This is a genomic window from Nocardioides sp. YR527 (assembly GCF_900101045.1).
Classification (GTDB): Bacteria; Actinomycetota; Actinomycetes; order Propionibacteriales; family Nocardioidaceae; genus Nocardioides.
Window position 1 is genome coordinate 44,149 of sequence record NZ_FNFN01000006.1, and the last position, 12,600, is coordinate 56,748.

The following is a 12,600-nucleotide window of genomic DNA, read 5'->3' on the forward strand; positions in this document are numbered from 1 at the left end:
ATGTCCACTGAGCCCGAGGCCTTCAAGGCCCCCGAGCCCGCGAAGCAAACTCACGCGGCCGGGTCCAACGCCAGCCAAGCTGGCGCGGACGATGCTGCCATCGAGACGATCATGATTCCTCAGATCGAGATCGACGCCCGTGTTGCCGAGTCCACGGGTGCCAAGCCGGTTCCGAACGACGCCGAGCCCGACGGTGCGACCCGGGTGGTCCCTGCCGGCGACTTCGACGAGGATCTGGCCGAGGAGACCCTGATGCGCAGCACGATGCTGCGCTCGGAGCTGCCGAAGCGTGCGGAGCTGCCCGAGGAGGACAACTTCCTGTTCGTCTCGAAGAACCGGAAGTTCGCCCCGGAGCCGGACGCGGTCGACGCCGCCCCCGACCTGGCTGACGACGCGGCGACCGAGGTCGCCTTCGACCGTCAGGTCCAAGACGTCCCTGACTTCGACGACGAGCCTCTCGAGGCGACCGTCATGGGCGTCGGGCCGTTCGTCGTGAACGAGCAGGCCACAACCGAGCCGTCTCCCTTCGAGACCGCGTTCGAGCAGCCCGACTACGCCCAGCCGGTCGCGGCTGAGCGCAAGCCGCTCGGCACCGGCGCCAAGGTCGCGGTCGCGGTCGCCGGCGGGGTCGCCGTCCTGGCCTTCGTCGGCTGGGCTGCGGCGTACGCCGTCGCCGGGGAGAAGATCCCCGAGGGCACCACGGTCGCGGGCGTGGACATCGGCGGCATGACGGCCGCCGAGGCGACGCCGCTGCTGGACCAGAAGTTCGCTCCCGCCCACAGCCAGCCGATCAACGTGACCGCCGGAGACAGCACGACCGAGGTCAACCCGGCCGACGCCGGCCTGAGCTTCGACGCCGAGGCGACGATCGAGAAGGCGAATGCCGTACGCAGCTGGAGCCCGGTCAAGCTGTGGAAGCACTTCACCGGCGGTGGCGAGATCGAGCCCGTCGTCAAGGCCGACGACAAGCTGATCGCCAAGGTCGCGGCCAAGGTCAACAAGCGCGCCGGCACCCCCTTCAAGGACGGCGACGTCGTCATCAAGAAGGGGAAGGTCAAGACCACCCAGCCGGTCGCCGGCGAGGGCGTCAGCGACGATGCGCTCCGGACGGCGCTCGCCGGTCAGCTCCTCGTCGAGGGCGACCGCAAGGCCGACGTACCGCTCGCGGAGCTCACCCCCGACGTCGACGAGGCCGACGTCCAGGAGGCGGTCGACAAGGTCGCCACCCCCGCGGTCTCCGGGCCGATCACGCTGAAGTTCGAGAAGACCCCGGTGGAGCTGTCCCCGAAGGAGTTCGGCGACGCGATCCGGTTCGACCCCAAGGACGGCGAGCTGCAGGCCTCGGTCGCGCCCAGCAAGCTCAAGAAGGTGCTCAAGAAGGCCCTCGCCGACGACGCCGCCAAGCCGGTCGACGCGACCATCAAGATGGTCAACGGCGCCCCGAAGGTCATTCCCGCCAAGCCGGGTGTCACCTTCAACCAGAAGGACCTTGAGGCGGTCTTCCTCGACGTCGTCACCGCACCGCAGGGCGAGCGCACCGTCGAGGTGAAGTCGAAGGTCGCCAAGCCCAAGGTCACCACCGAGGAGGCCAAGGCCTGGGGTGTGAAGGAGAAGGTCTCCACCTTCACCACCAACTTCCCCTACGCCGAATACCGCAACGTCAACATCGGCCGCGCCGCCGAGCTGGTCAACGGCACCGTGCTCGCGCCGGGGGACACCTTCTCGATGAACGGCATCGTCGGGGAGCGTACGGCCGCCAACGGGTTCACCAAGGGCTGGATGATCCAGAACGGCGTCTTCCGTGAGGACTACGGCGGCGGTGTCTCGCAGATGGCGACGACCACGTTCAACGCGATGTTCTTCGCGGGTCTCCAGGACGTCGAGCACAAGGCGCACTCGCTCTACATCGACCGCTACCCGATCGGTCGGGAGGCGACCGTCGCCTGGCCCTCGCTGGACCTGAAGTTCAAGAACAACACCAAGTACGGCGTCCTCATCCGCTCCTGGGTCAACCCCGCCAGCGGCAGCAGCCAGGGTTCGGTGACCGTCGAGATGTGGTCCACCAAGATCTACGACATCAAGGCCCGCACCGGCGATCGCTACGACTTCAAGTCGCCCGGCAAGCAGAAGATCACCGACGGCAACTGTGAGAACACCGTCGGCGCCCAGGGCTTCTCGATCAACGTCTGGCGCGACTTCTACAACGCCGGATCGGGCTCGAAGGTCGACACCGAGACCTTCAAGACCACCTACATCCCGCAGGACGAGGTCGAGTGCACCGACGAGTCGGAGAAGCCGCCGCCGCCCGCCGACCCCAACTGAGCCGAGTCGGCCGGTTCTGACACCATCCTTCGCCGAGTCGGCGCGTCACGACGCGCCGACTCGGCGATATGGCCGTGACGTGGATCACAACCGTTCGTTGAAGCGGGCATGCGCCCGTTCCTGCTGAGTCTTCTCGCTGCTGTCGCACTCGTCCTCGCCCCGATCTCCGCCCCCGCCGCGGCAGGGGAGGGCCGGACCGGGATCCCGCTGCCGGGGTCGCCCTACGGTGACCCCGCCGGGTCCAACGACTGGGCGTGCGCGCCGTCGGCAGCGCGCCCGACGCCGGTGATCCTGGTGCACGGCACCTTCGGCGACCGCCGCTCGCTGCTGGACCCGATCTCGCTTGCCATGAAGCGAGCCGGCTTCTGCGTCTACTCGCTCGACTACGGCAACCGCGCGACCGGCGACATCCGGGACTCGGCGGCCCACCTGGGTGAGTTCATCGAGCGCGTACGCGAGGTCACCGACGCCGACAAGGTGTCTCTCGTCGGTCACTCCCAGGGCGGCATGATGCCGCGCTACTACATCAAGAACCTCGGAGGCGCCGCCTACGTCGAGGACCTCGTCGGCCTCGCCCCGTCCAACCACGGCACCTCGATCATCCCGGACGAGGGCGCCACCGAGGCCACCGGACTCTGCATGTCCTGTGCCCAGCAGGCCGCCGGCTCACAGTTCCTCGCCGACCTGAACGCCGGTGACGAGACCCCGGGCGACGTCTCCTACACCCAGATCATCTCTGCCACCGACGAGGTCGTCGTCCCTTCCACCTCGGGCTTCCTCGCCGAAGGCCCGAACACCACCAACGTACGCATCCAGGACGCCTGCGCCCTCGACCTCTCCGAGCACCTGCTCATCCCGATGAGCGCCTCCGCCATCGCTCTCACCCTCGACGCGCTCACCCACGAAGGCCCCGCCTCCCCGGGTCTGAAGACCTGCTGACCGCCCTGGGGGCCCGACTACCGTTCACCCATGCACCTGGACCTGGTCACGATCGTCGTTCCCGACTACGACGAGGCGGTGGGGTTCTTCCGCGACGTCCTCGGCTTCGAGGTCGCCGAGGATTCCCCGTCGACCACGAACGACGGCCGCCCGAAGCGCTGGGTGGTCGTACGTCCGCCCGGCGGTGGCACCGGCTTCCTGCTCGCCCGGGCCGACGGCCCGGCACAGGCCGCGAGGGTGGGCGACCAGACCGGCGGCCGAGTCACGTTCTTCCTGCGGGTGGACGACTTCGCGGCGGCGTACGAGAGGCTGGTCTGTGCGGGGATCGAGCTCGTCGGGCCGGTGCGCGAGGAGCCCTACGGCACCCTCCAGGTCTTCAGGGACCCGTTCGGCAACCTGTGGGACCTGCTGGCGGACTGATTCTCTACGGCGTGGGCGAGGCGTAGTAGCGGCAGCGGTGGTGCTCGGTGAAGCCGAGGCCCTCGTAGAGGGCGAGGCCGGGGCCGTTGGTGGTCTCGACGTGCAGCCAGGCGGCGCGGGCGCCGCGCTCGGCGCCCCACTCGAGCAGGGTGGCGAGTGCCTTGGTGGCGAGCCCCTGGCGGCGGTGTGACTCGGCGACCTCGAGGTCGTGGATGGCCAGCCAGTCGCGTTCCATCGTGCCCATGATCCGGGCGGTGTCGCCGAGGGTGATCAGCACCTGTGCCGTGTTCGTCTGGACCTCGACGCGGGCGTCCTCGACGGGCGGAGGCAGGATGCGGCGGGTGGTGGCGAGCCCGGCGAGCTGGAACCCGACGGTCACGTCCTCGAACCAGCCGCGCGCGACCACGGCCTCCTCGGCCGCGGAGCCGACCTCGATCTTCACCCGCGGGCGCTTGTGGCGGCTCCGGTAGTAGCTCTCGACCTTGTCGATCGCCTCCTCGAGCCCGACCCCCGGGTCGCCGATCGCCAGCGCCGAGTTGGGCCGGCGCCGCATCGAGACCTCGTGGTCGAAGAGCACCCACTCGCCCAACGGCTCCGAGGTGGTGCCGGGGAAGATCGCGGCGCTGAGCAGCTCGGCCTCGCGTACCCCGATACGCAGGCGTACGTTGGGCCGCGGCGGCACCGGTTTGCCGGAGACGATCTCGGCGACGGGCACGCTGACCCGCTCCCCGGACTCACGCTCGATGACCGCGGTTCCGCCGGCCCAGGACGTACAGACTCCGAGGATGTCGGTGAAGGCCGGGCCGCCGGTGGGGCCGGTCTCACCGGGGACGAGGCGGCGGATGACGATCCGCTGGCCGACGACATGTGGTCCCAGGAGATGAGCAGGCACGTGGGGATACTAGGCTGTCCCCTGAAGGGCCAGCAGTGCCCCTCTGACTTTAGTGATACCCCGCTTGGAGGAGCCCCGAATGACGTACGTCATCGCCCAGCCCTGTGTTGACGTGAAGGACAAGGCTTGCGTCGACGAATGTCCGGTGGACTGCATCTACGAGGGCAAGCGGATGCTCTACATCCACCCCGACGAGTGTGTCGACTGCGGCGCCTGCGAGCCGGTGTGCCCGCCCGAGGCGATCTTCTACGAGGACGACACCCCGGAGGAGTGGAAGGAGTACTACGACGCCAACGTCAAGTTCTTCGACGACCTCGGTTCGCCCGGTGGTGCCGCCCGCATGGGTGAGATCGACAAGGACCACCCGTTCGTCGCCGCGCTGCCCCCGCAGAACCAGGACTGATGCCGGCCCCGATGCCCGCCTCGATCCCGGTCTCGCAGAGGCTGCCTGACTTCCCCTGGGACAAGCTCGCCCCGTTCAAGGAGAAGGCGTCCGCGCACGCCGGCGGTCTGGTCGACCTCTCGATCGGCACCCCGGTCGACCCGACGCCGGCGGTGATCCAGAAGGCGCTCGCCGAGGCGGCCGACTCACCCGGATACCCGACCACGATCGGTACGCCGGCGGTGCGTCAGGCCGCGATCGACTGGCTCGCGCGCAACCACGGGGTCTCGGGTCTGGGCTTGGACAACGTGCTGCCCGTGATCGGCTCCAAGGAGCTGATCGGCTCGCTGCCGCTGCACCTGGGCATCGGCCAGGGTGACCTGATCGCCTACCCGGAGCTCGCCTACCCGACCTACGAGGTCTCCGCGGCGCTCGTCGGCGCCGACACCGTCGCCACCGACTCGCTGGTCGCGCTGGGGCCGAAGGCGCCGAAGATCCTGTGGATCAATTCGCCCTCCAACCCCTCGGGTCGCGTGCTTCCGGTGGAGCACCTGCGCAAGACGGTGGAGTGGGCGCGCGAGCGCGGCACGCTGCTGATCTCCGACGAGTGCTACATCGAGTGCGCCTGGGAGGCCTCGCCGGTCTCGATCCTGCACCCTGACGTCTGTGACGGCTCCTACGACGGCATCCTCGCCGTCCACTCGCTCTCGAAGCGCTCCAACCTCGCGGGCTACCGCGAGGCCTTCGTCGCCGGTGACGCCTCGGTCCTCGCCGAGCTCCTCGCGGTCCGCAAGAACCTCGGCCTGATGATGCCCGGCCCGCAGCAGGTCGCCATGGTGACGGCGCTCGCCGACGACCAGCACGCCAAGGAGCAGCACTCCCGCTACGCCGCTCGGCGCGCCAAGCTCAAGGCGGCGCTGGAGTCGGCCGGCTTCCGCATCGACCACTCCGAGGCTTCGTTGTATCTGTGGTCCACTCGTGACGAGGACTGCTGGGCCACCGTCGAGTGGCTCGCCGAGCGCGGCATCCTGGCCGCTCCCGGCGCCTTCTACGGCCGCGCCGGCAGCCAGCACGTACGCATCGCCTTCACCGCCACCGACGAGCGCGTCGACGCGGCCGTCGCCCGCCTCACGGCGTAGCCGGCCGGGGTTTGCCCTATACGTGAAGATTGGTGGAGTGAGCGCACAGCCGGGGACCCCGACGGGCCCGCCGACCATCCCGCCTCCGAGTCCTCCGGGACCTCCGGGGCCGAGGCTCCCGGAGCCGGCGCGTGAGGCACTGCGGAAGTCGGCACGGGAGGCCCGCAAGCAGCTGCGTCCGGTGCGCAAGCACCTCATCGTCCTCGGTGTCGTCATCGCCGTCGCCCTGGTCTTCGCCGGCCTCCGGCTCCTCGGTGTCGGGGTCAGCGGCATCCCGGTCCTCTCCCGTGAGGCCTGCACCGTCACGGCCGAGGACACGACCTACGACCTCTCCATCGACGAGGCCGAGCAGGCCTCGGCGATCGCCGCCATCGCCGTACGCCGCGGGCTCCCGGCCCGCGCCGCCTCGGTCGTGCTCGCTGTCGAGATCGCCGACCACTCGCTCGAGCGGGATGCGGCGAAGGCGGCCGGCCTCTACGACCGGCTCTCCGGGGTCCCCGACTACCGCCAGCAGTCCGTACCCGGCGTCGCCCAGCAGATCAGCGACGGCTCGCGCGACGGCTACCGCGACGCCGAGCCCGAGGCACGGGCCCTCGCCTCGGCGCTGACCGGGAACACCCCCGAGGCGTTCTCGTGCGTGGTCAAGGGCGGTGCCGACGAGGTCTCGGACCAGCTCAGTGCGGCCGGGCTCACCTCGCGTGCGGAGACGGTGCGTGGTGACGTACGCACGGCTTTCGGGGACGTTCCCGACGGCGGTTTCCAGCCCGGCGGGGTGACCACCGGCCACATGGTCGGCTCTGCCCACTACGAGGGCCGCGCCGTCGACTACTTCTTCCGACCCATCAACGCCCGCAACAACATCAGGGGCTGGTCCCTGGCGCAGTACCTCGTCGCCAACGCCGACCGTCTCGACATCGAGACCGTCATTTTCGACGACCGCATCTGGACCAAGCGCCGCTCCGCCGCCGGCTGGCGCGACTACGACGTCCCACCCCGCGGCGGCGACCAGGCCATCCTCGAGCACCGCGACCACGTCCACGTCGACGTAGCCGACTAAGCCGAGACGTCAGGCAGGTCGGCCGAGACGTCAGGTACGTCGGCCGAGTCAGCAATCGATTGCCATCTCGCACGACGTACCTGACGCCTCGATCGGTGCGAGCGACGGCTCGGTAAGCATGGCGAGGCGTCACTTACGTCGGCCGAGTTGGCACATGGTTGCCAACTCGGCCGACGTGCGTGACGCCTCGGCCGACGTAGGTGACGCCTCGACAGGGGGTCTCAGGCGAGGGTGACGAGGATCTGGTCGCCGGAGGCGTCGGGGGTGTCGGCCCACTCCTCGTCCTTGCCTGCGGACCAGGTGCGGCCGTCGTAGGCGATGGCGGAGGCGCCGAACTCGCTGGCCCGGGCGAGTACGTAGTGGGCGACTGCCCAGCCGTTGCGCTGGCCGGTCTCGCCGGCGTCGACGGGGATGACCACGGTGCTGCCGTCGACCCGGGCGCGGCCGACCATCTGGCCGAGCAGCTGGTTGACCTCGGTCTTGGTCGCCTGCGGCTTGCCGGAGCCGGCCTCGGGCTCGTCGATCCGGCAGGTCAGCGCGGCGGGGGAGTAGCCGCTGATCGCGGAGGCGATCGCGCGGCCCTCGCCCTCGTGGTCGGCGTACGCCTCGGGGTAGGCCGAGCGCTGCACCTCCTGCGCCGCCTCGGTGACCACCATGTCCTCGTAGCCCTCGATCTTCACGAGCGCGTCGTAGAACTTGTTGGTGGCGTAGACGGGGTCCTGGACCTGCTCCTCGGTGCCCCAGCCCATCGATGGACGCTGCTGGAAGAGGCCGAGCGAGTCCCGGTCACCGTGGCTGATGTTGTAGAGCTTCGACTCCTGGATCGCGGTCGCGATCGCGATCGTGGCCGCCCGTGCGGGCAGGCCGCGCTTGAGCCCGAGCGCCGTGATCACGGCGGCGTTGCCCATCTGCTCGGGGTCGAAGCGCGCCTCGTACTCGCCCGCGACCGCCGTGCACTGCTGGAGGTCGGGCAGGATCGAGTCCAGCTTGTCCGTCGCGGCCTGGACGACCCAGTAGATGCCGCCGGCGACCACGCTGAGCACCACCAGGGCGGTGAGAAGCTTCTTCAACTCGGCACTCTGCTCTTCGGCGAGAGTCAGTTCGCGTGGAGGGCGGCGTTGAGCTCGATGCCCTCGCCCTTCCACGGAACGGCCTCGATGGCGCCGCTGACCGAGTTGCGACGGAAGAGGATGTTGGAGGCGCCGGAGAGCTCGCCGGCCTTCGTCACGGTGCCGTCGGGGAGCGTCACCTTGGTCCCGAAGGTGACGTAGCACCCTGCCTCGACGACCGCGTCGTCACCCAGGGAGATGCCGATGCCCGAGTTGGCACCGAGCAGGCAGCGCTGGCCGATGGAGATGACGGCCTTGCCGCCGCCGGAGAGGGTGCCCATGATCGAGGCGCCGCCACCGACGTCGGAGCCGTCGCCGACGACGACACCGCCGGAGATCCGGCCCTCGACCATCGAGGCGCCGAGGGTGCCGGCGTTGAAGTTGACGAAGCCCTCGTGCATCACGGTGGTGCCGGCGGCCAGGTGGGCGCCGAGGCGGACGCGGTCGGCGTCGCCGATGCGGATCCCCGAAGGCACGACGTAGTCGACCATCCGCGGGAACTTGTCCACGCCGTAGACGGTGACGTGCTGGCCCGCTGCGCGCAGCCGGGCGCGGGTGAGCTCGAAGCCCTCGACGGCGCACGGGCCGGCGCTGGTCCACACCACGTTGGTGAGCAGGCCGAAGATGCCGTCGAGGTTCTGCCCGTGCGGCTGCACGAGGCGGTGGGAGAGGAGGTGGAGTCGCAGCCAGACGTCCTCGGTGGTCACGGGCGCGGTGTCGAGGTCCTTGACCTCGACGAGCGTGACCTTCGTGGTCACCTGACGCACCTCGTCGGTGCCCTCGAGCGCGGTCAGCTCGGCCGGCGCGGTCGCGTCGGCGGGCTTGTCGCCCAGCTGCGGCGCGGGGAACCACACGTCCAGAACAGAGTTGTCGGCGGCGTACGTCACGAGGCCGAAGGCCCAAGCTGCATTCGTCACGGGGCGCAGTCTAGTGGCCGAGCCTGAGTGGTCCCTTATCGACAGTCTCGACGTGCGAACATGAGGGGGTGAGCAAGAAGAGCGCGCCGCCGACGCCCCGCCTGATCCAGGCCGAGGACGGCACCTGGACCCTGGAGATCCCCGGTGTGGCGACCAGCAAGGGTCATCCGGCGCCGGAGTGGGCGATGGCCAAGGGCGTCGAGGTCGTACGCCGTGCCGCCTCCGACATCGTCCGGAGCTGGATCAACTCCCAACCGGTCAGCGACGCCGAGAAGCAGGTGGTCCTGCTCGTCACCCGAGGTGACTCGCAGGTGTACGCCTGGCTCGACGCCGCCTTCGCCGACGACAGCCCCCGCTAGAGCGCCGGAGCCGCTAGCAGCAGCGGGCCTGCGGGTTGTGCTCCTTCTCGTCGGCCCGGTGCCGCTCGAACGCACGCCGGCTCATCGGCTCGGCGCCGTCGCGCTCGCATCGGGCGACGTACTCGTCCCACTTCGCCTCCCCGGTCGCCTGGCGGAGCAGCCGCCAGGCGCCGGAGAAGCGGTCGGAGAGACGATCGGCGAGCACACTCATCAGACCGACGCCTTCTGGGAGGCCTCCCACTCGCGTACGGCTTCCTTCTCCTCCTTGGTGGCGAAGAAGTCGGAGGGCGCGACGATCTTCGACTCGACCTTCGCGATCTCGGTGGTCGGCAGCCCGCCGGCGCGGATCGCCTTGATCACCGTCACCGCGGCACCGGCGACGATCACGATCACCAGCAGCGCGAACGCTGCCTGCAGGATGCCGCTCTGGGTCGAGTTGTAGATGATCTGGTCGACGTCCGCGGGGGTCTTCGCCACCCCGTAGAGCTCACCGGCGTCGCGTGCCTCGCGCGCGGCCGAGGCCTGGGCGAAGTAGCCGATCGCGGGGTTGTCGCTGAACACCTTCTCCCAGCTCGCCGTCATGGTGACGATGAGGTCCCAGATCAGCGGGATGCCAGGCACCCAGGCGTACTTGGCCAGACCGTGCTTGAACATCAGCACCGTGGCCAGGGTCAGGGCGATCGCGGCGAGCAGCTGGTTGGCGATGCCGAAGAGCGGGAACAGCTGGTTGATCCCGCCGAGTGGGTCACCGACGCCGATCCAGAGCATGTAGCCCCAGGCCAGTACGACCAGCGCGGAGGCCGACCAGGCCGCCGGCCGCCAGGAGGTGTCGGCGTAGCGCTTCCAGACGTTGCCGATCGTGTCCTGGAGCATGAAGCGGCCGACCCGGGTGCCGGCGTCGACGGCGGTCAGGATGAAGAGCGCCTCGAACATGATCGCGAAGTGGTACCAGAAGGCGGCCAGGCCGCCTCCGAACGCCTCGGTGAAGATCAGCGACATCCCGAATGCCAGGGTCGGGGCGCCACCGGTGCGGGAGATGATCGTCTCCTCCACGCTGGCCGCGGCTGCCTCGAGGTCGGCCGGGGTGATCGTGAAGCCGAGCCCGTTGACGAAGGCGGCCGCGGTCTCCGGGGTGCCGCCGGTCGCGCCGGCGGCGGCGTTCATCGAGAAGTAGATGCCCTGGTCGATGACCGAGGCCGCGATGAGGGCCGAGATCGCCACGAACGACTCCATCAGCATGCCGCCGTAGCCGATCATCCGGACCTGGCTCTCCTTGGCGACCATCTTCGGCGTGGTGCCGGAGGCGATGAGCGCGTGGAAGCCGGAGAGGGCGCCGCAGGCGATGGTGATGAAGACGAACGGGAACAGCTTGCCGGCGAAGACCGGACCCTCGCCGGTGGTGGCGAAGTCGGTGACCGCCTCGTTCTGCAGCGTCGGGGCCGCGAGGACCAGGCCGACGGCCAGCAGCACGATGACGCCCACCTTCATGAAGGTGGAGAGGTAGTCACGCGGGGTGAGCAGCATCCACACCGGGAGGATCGAGGCGATGAAGCCGTAGACGACCAGGCAGATCACCAAGGTCTCGTGGGAGAGGGTGAGTGCGCCGTCCAGGCCCATCTCTTCGACGTAGCCACCACCGATGATGGCCAGCAGCAGCAGCGCGACCCCGATGACGGTCACCTCGCTGACGCGGCCGGGGCGCAGGTAGCGCAGGTAGAAGCCCATGAAGAGCGCAATCGGGATGGTGAGGCCGATCGAGAAGACACCCCATGGCGAATCCGCGAGCGCATTGACGACGACCAGCGCGAGCACGGCCAAGATGATGATCATGATCGCGAAGACGGCGATCAGCGCGGCCACGCCGGCGACGGTGCCGATCTCCTCACGCACCATCTGACCGAGGCTCTTGCCGTCGCGGCGCATCGAGAAGAACATCACGACCATGTCCTGGACGGCACCGGCGAAGATCACGCCGACGATGATCCAGATCGTGCCCGGCAGGTAACCCATCTGCGCGGCCAGCACCGGGCCGACCAGCGGGCCCGCGCCGGCGATCGCGGCGAAGTGGTGCCCGAAGAGCACTCGCCGGTCGGTGACGTCGAAGTCCTGCCCGTTCTCCAGCCGCTCGGCCGGGGTGGCCCGGGTGTCATCGACCTTCAGCACCTTGTTGGCGATGAACTTCGAGTAGTACCGGTAGGCGATCGCGTACGAGGCCAGCGCGGCGAACAGGATCCACAGCGCCGAGACGTCCTCGCCTCGGGACAGGGCGAGCACGGCCCAGCAGACGGCGCCGACGACAGCGACGGCGGTCCAGATGGCGATGGCCCTCCAACTACGGGGCACGTTGGGCCCGGACCCAGGGCCCGAGCTGGTGGGGTTGGCGGTCGACGTCGACATGGTCTCCCTCTGATTCAGCGCGGTACGGTCGTTGTGACCGCTGTCTCAGCCTAGTCTCAGGAAACCGCCTGTGGAGCGGGGGAGGGGCTACTGCCCGGTACGCCCGTCGATGACCTCGCGCAGCAGGTCGGCGTGACCCGCGTGGCGGGCGTACTCCTCGACCATGTGGACCAGGATGTCGCGCACGGAGGAGGTCTCGCCGTCGCTGTTGTAGACGACGACATCGCCCATCGACTCGTCGGTCTGGGTGTCGAGCCAGGCGTCGGCCCGCGCGATCTGCTCCTTCCAGGCTGCGTACGCCTCATCCACGCAGGCCTGGGTCGGCTCGACGCCGTCGAAGTCGACGTCGGATGCATCGGCGCTCCAGTAGGGCCGCGGCTCGTCGAGCCGCCCCTGGAAGGCGCGCTGGAACCAGCCGTGCTCCACCTTCGCCATGTGCCTGACCAGCCCGAGCAGGCTCATCGTGCTCGGCGGCACGCTTCGGCGGGCGAGCTGCTCCGGAGTCAGGTCCTGGCCCTTGAGCTCGAGGGTGAGCCGGTAGTGGCGCAGGTAGTCGCGGTAGGTCGCCAGCTCGCCGACGGCCTGCTCGTCCTGGTGGCGCGGATCCTCGCCCTCGGGGAGCCAGATGCCGCCGAAACCCACCTGCCGCTGTTCGCTGCTCATGGGC

General features: G+C 69.4%; 13 protein-coding genes. 7 read left to right on the plus strand and 6 right to left on the minus strand.

The features are described from left to right. The 3 genes from BLT25_RS18535 to BLT25_RS18545 all read left to right on the plus strand — a co-directional run bounded on the left by BLT25_RS18535 (nucleotide 1) and on the right by BLT25_RS18545 (nucleotide 3,681). Complete coding sequence (locus BLT25_RS18535) at nucleotides 1-2,322, plus strand: VanW family protein (RefSeq protein WP_091048990.1); 2,322 nt, start codon at nucleotides 1-3, stop codon at nucleotides 2,320-2,322. 108 nt (nucleotides 2,323-2,430) lie between these two features. Then, nucleotides 2,431-3,261 carry an esterase/lipase family protein gene (locus BLT25_RS18540; RefSeq protein ID WP_091048993.1) on the plus strand — a complete coding sequence of 277 codons (831 nt, stop codon included), beginning with the start codon at nucleotides 2,431-2,433 and terminating at the stop codon, nucleotides 3,259-3,261. 30 nt (nucleotides 3,262-3,291) lie between these two features. Next, complete coding sequence (locus BLT25_RS18545) at nucleotides 3,292-3,681, plus strand: VOC family protein (protein ID WP_091048994.1); 390 nt, start codon at nucleotides 3,292-3,294, stop codon at nucleotides 3,679-3,681. Between the two features lie 4 nt (nucleotides 3,682-3,685). Here BLT25_RS18545 and BLT25_RS18550 read toward each other — a convergent pair whose 3' ends face one another. Further along, a complete protein-coding gene (locus BLT25_RS18550) occupies nucleotides 3,686-4,573 on the minus strand; it encodes a GNAT family N-acetyltransferase (RefSeq protein WP_091048995.1) in 888 nt (295 codons plus the stop codon). 79 nt (nucleotides 4,574-4,652) lie between these two features. On the opposite strand from BLT25_RS18550, the gene fdxA reads away from it, so the two are divergent. Genes fdxA through BLT25_RS18565 form a run of 3 tightly spaced genes read left to right on the plus strand, consistent with a single transcriptional unit; the run spans nucleotide 4,653 to nucleotide 7,151 of the window. Next, nucleotides 4,653-4,976, plus strand: a complete 324-nt coding sequence (gene fdxA / locus BLT25_RS18555; RefSeq protein WP_008358813.1) for a ferredoxin — start codon at nucleotides 4,653-4,655, stop codon at nucleotides 4,974-4,976. Continuing rightward, the gene (gene dapC, locus BLT25_RS18560) at nucleotides 4,976-6,094 is read left to right on the plus strand and encodes a succinyldiaminopimelate transaminase (protein ID WP_305367624.1); all 1,119 of its coding nucleotides are present in this window, start codon (nucleotides 4,976-4,978) and stop codon (nucleotides 6,092-6,094) included. The genes fdxA and dapC overlap by 1 nt, the downstream gene beginning before the upstream one ends. Before the next feature lie 37 nt (nucleotides 6,095-6,131). Next, nucleotides 6,132-7,151 (plus strand): VldE C-terminal domain-containing protein, encoded by a 1,020-nt coding sequence (locus tag BLT25_RS18565; protein WP_256328671.1) that lies wholly within the window; start codon nucleotides 6,132-6,134, stop codon nucleotides 7,149-7,151. 221 nt (nucleotides 7,152-7,372) lie between these two features. Here BLT25_RS18565 and BLT25_RS18570 read toward each other — a convergent pair whose 3' ends face one another. After that, nucleotides 7,373-8,221, minus strand: coding sequence for a hypothetical protein (locus BLT25_RS18570; protein WP_091049000.1), 849 nt, complete (start codon nucleotides 8,219-8,221; stop codon nucleotides 7,373-7,375). 26 nt (nucleotides 8,222-8,247) lie between these two features. Further along, nucleotides 8,248-9,177, minus strand: a complete 930-nt coding sequence (gene dapD, locus BLT25_RS18575; protein ID WP_091049002.1) for a 2,3,4,5-tetrahydropyridine-2,6-dicarboxylate N-succinyltransferase — start codon at nucleotides 9,175-9,177, stop codon at nucleotides 8,248-8,250. Nucleotides 9,178-9,245: 68 nt separating this feature from the next. Here dapD and BLT25_RS18580 point away from each other — a divergent pair, with 68 nt between their 5' ends. Next, on the plus strand, nucleotides 9,246-9,536 hold the full coding sequence (locus BLT25_RS18580) for a hypothetical protein (protein ID WP_091049004.1): 291 nt from the start codon (nucleotides 9,246-9,248) through the stop codon (nucleotides 9,534-9,536). A 13-nt stretch (nucleotides 9,537-9,549) separates the two neighbouring features. On the opposite strand, the gene BLT25_RS18585 is transcribed toward BLT25_RS18580, so the two are convergent. The 3 genes from BLT25_RS18585 to BLT25_RS18595 all read right to left on the minus strand — a co-directional run bounded on the left by BLT25_RS18585 (nucleotide 9,550) and on the right by BLT25_RS18595 (nucleotide 12,596). Further along, entirely contained in the window at nucleotides 9,550-9,747 is a 198-nt protein-coding gene (locus BLT25_RS18585; protein WP_091049006.1) for a YbdD/YjiX family protein, read from the minus strand. Beyond that, complete coding sequence (locus BLT25_RS18590) at nucleotides 9,747-11,933, minus strand: carbon starvation CstA family protein (protein ID WP_176884036.1); 2,187 nt, start codon at nucleotides 11,931-11,933, stop codon at nucleotides 9,747-9,749. The genes BLT25_RS18585 and BLT25_RS18590 overlap by 1 nt, the downstream gene beginning before the upstream one ends. Before the next feature lie 87 nt (nucleotides 11,934-12,020). Then, entirely contained in the window at nucleotides 12,021-12,596 is a 576-nt protein-coding gene (locus tag BLT25_RS18595) for a DinB family protein (RefSeq protein WP_091049009.1), read from the minus strand. Between the last annotated feature and the right edge of the window lie 4 nt (nucleotides 12,597-12,600).

Excerpts from the sequence above, each read along its gene's own strand:
- BLT25_RS18585 (WP_091049006.1), bottom strand. The coding sequence starts at position 9,747 with ATGAGTGTGCTCGCCGATCGTCTCTCCGACCGCTTCTCCGGCGCCTGG.
- fdxA (WP_008358813.1), top strand. The coding sequence starts at position 4,653 with ATGACGTACGTCATCGCCCAGCCCTGTGTTGACGTGAAGGACAAGGCT.
- BLT25_RS18540 (WP_091048993.1), top strand. The coding sequence starts at position 2,431 with ATGCGCCCGTTCCTGCTGAGTCTTCTCGCTGCTGTCGCACTCGTCCTC.
- BLT25_RS18545 (WP_091048994.1), top strand. The coding sequence starts at position 3,292 with ATGCACCTGGACCTGGTCACGATCGTCGTTCCCGACTACGACGAGGCG.
- BLT25_RS18535 (WP_091048990.1), top strand. The coding sequence starts at position 1 with ATGTCCACTGAGCCCGAGGCCTTCAAGGCCCCCGAGCCCGCGAAGCAA.
- dapC (WP_305367624.1), top strand. The coding sequence starts at position 4,976 with ATGCCGGCCCCGATGCCCGCCTCGATCCCGGTCTCGCAGAGGCTGCCT.
- BLT25_RS18590 (WP_176884036.1), bottom strand. The coding sequence starts at position 11,933 with ATGTCGACGTCGACCGCCAACCCCACCAGCTCGGGCCCTGGGTCCGGG.
- BLT25_RS18595 (WP_091049009.1), bottom strand. The coding sequence starts at position 12,596 with ATGAGCAGCGAACAGCGGCAGGTGGGTTTCGGCGGCATCTGGCTCCCC.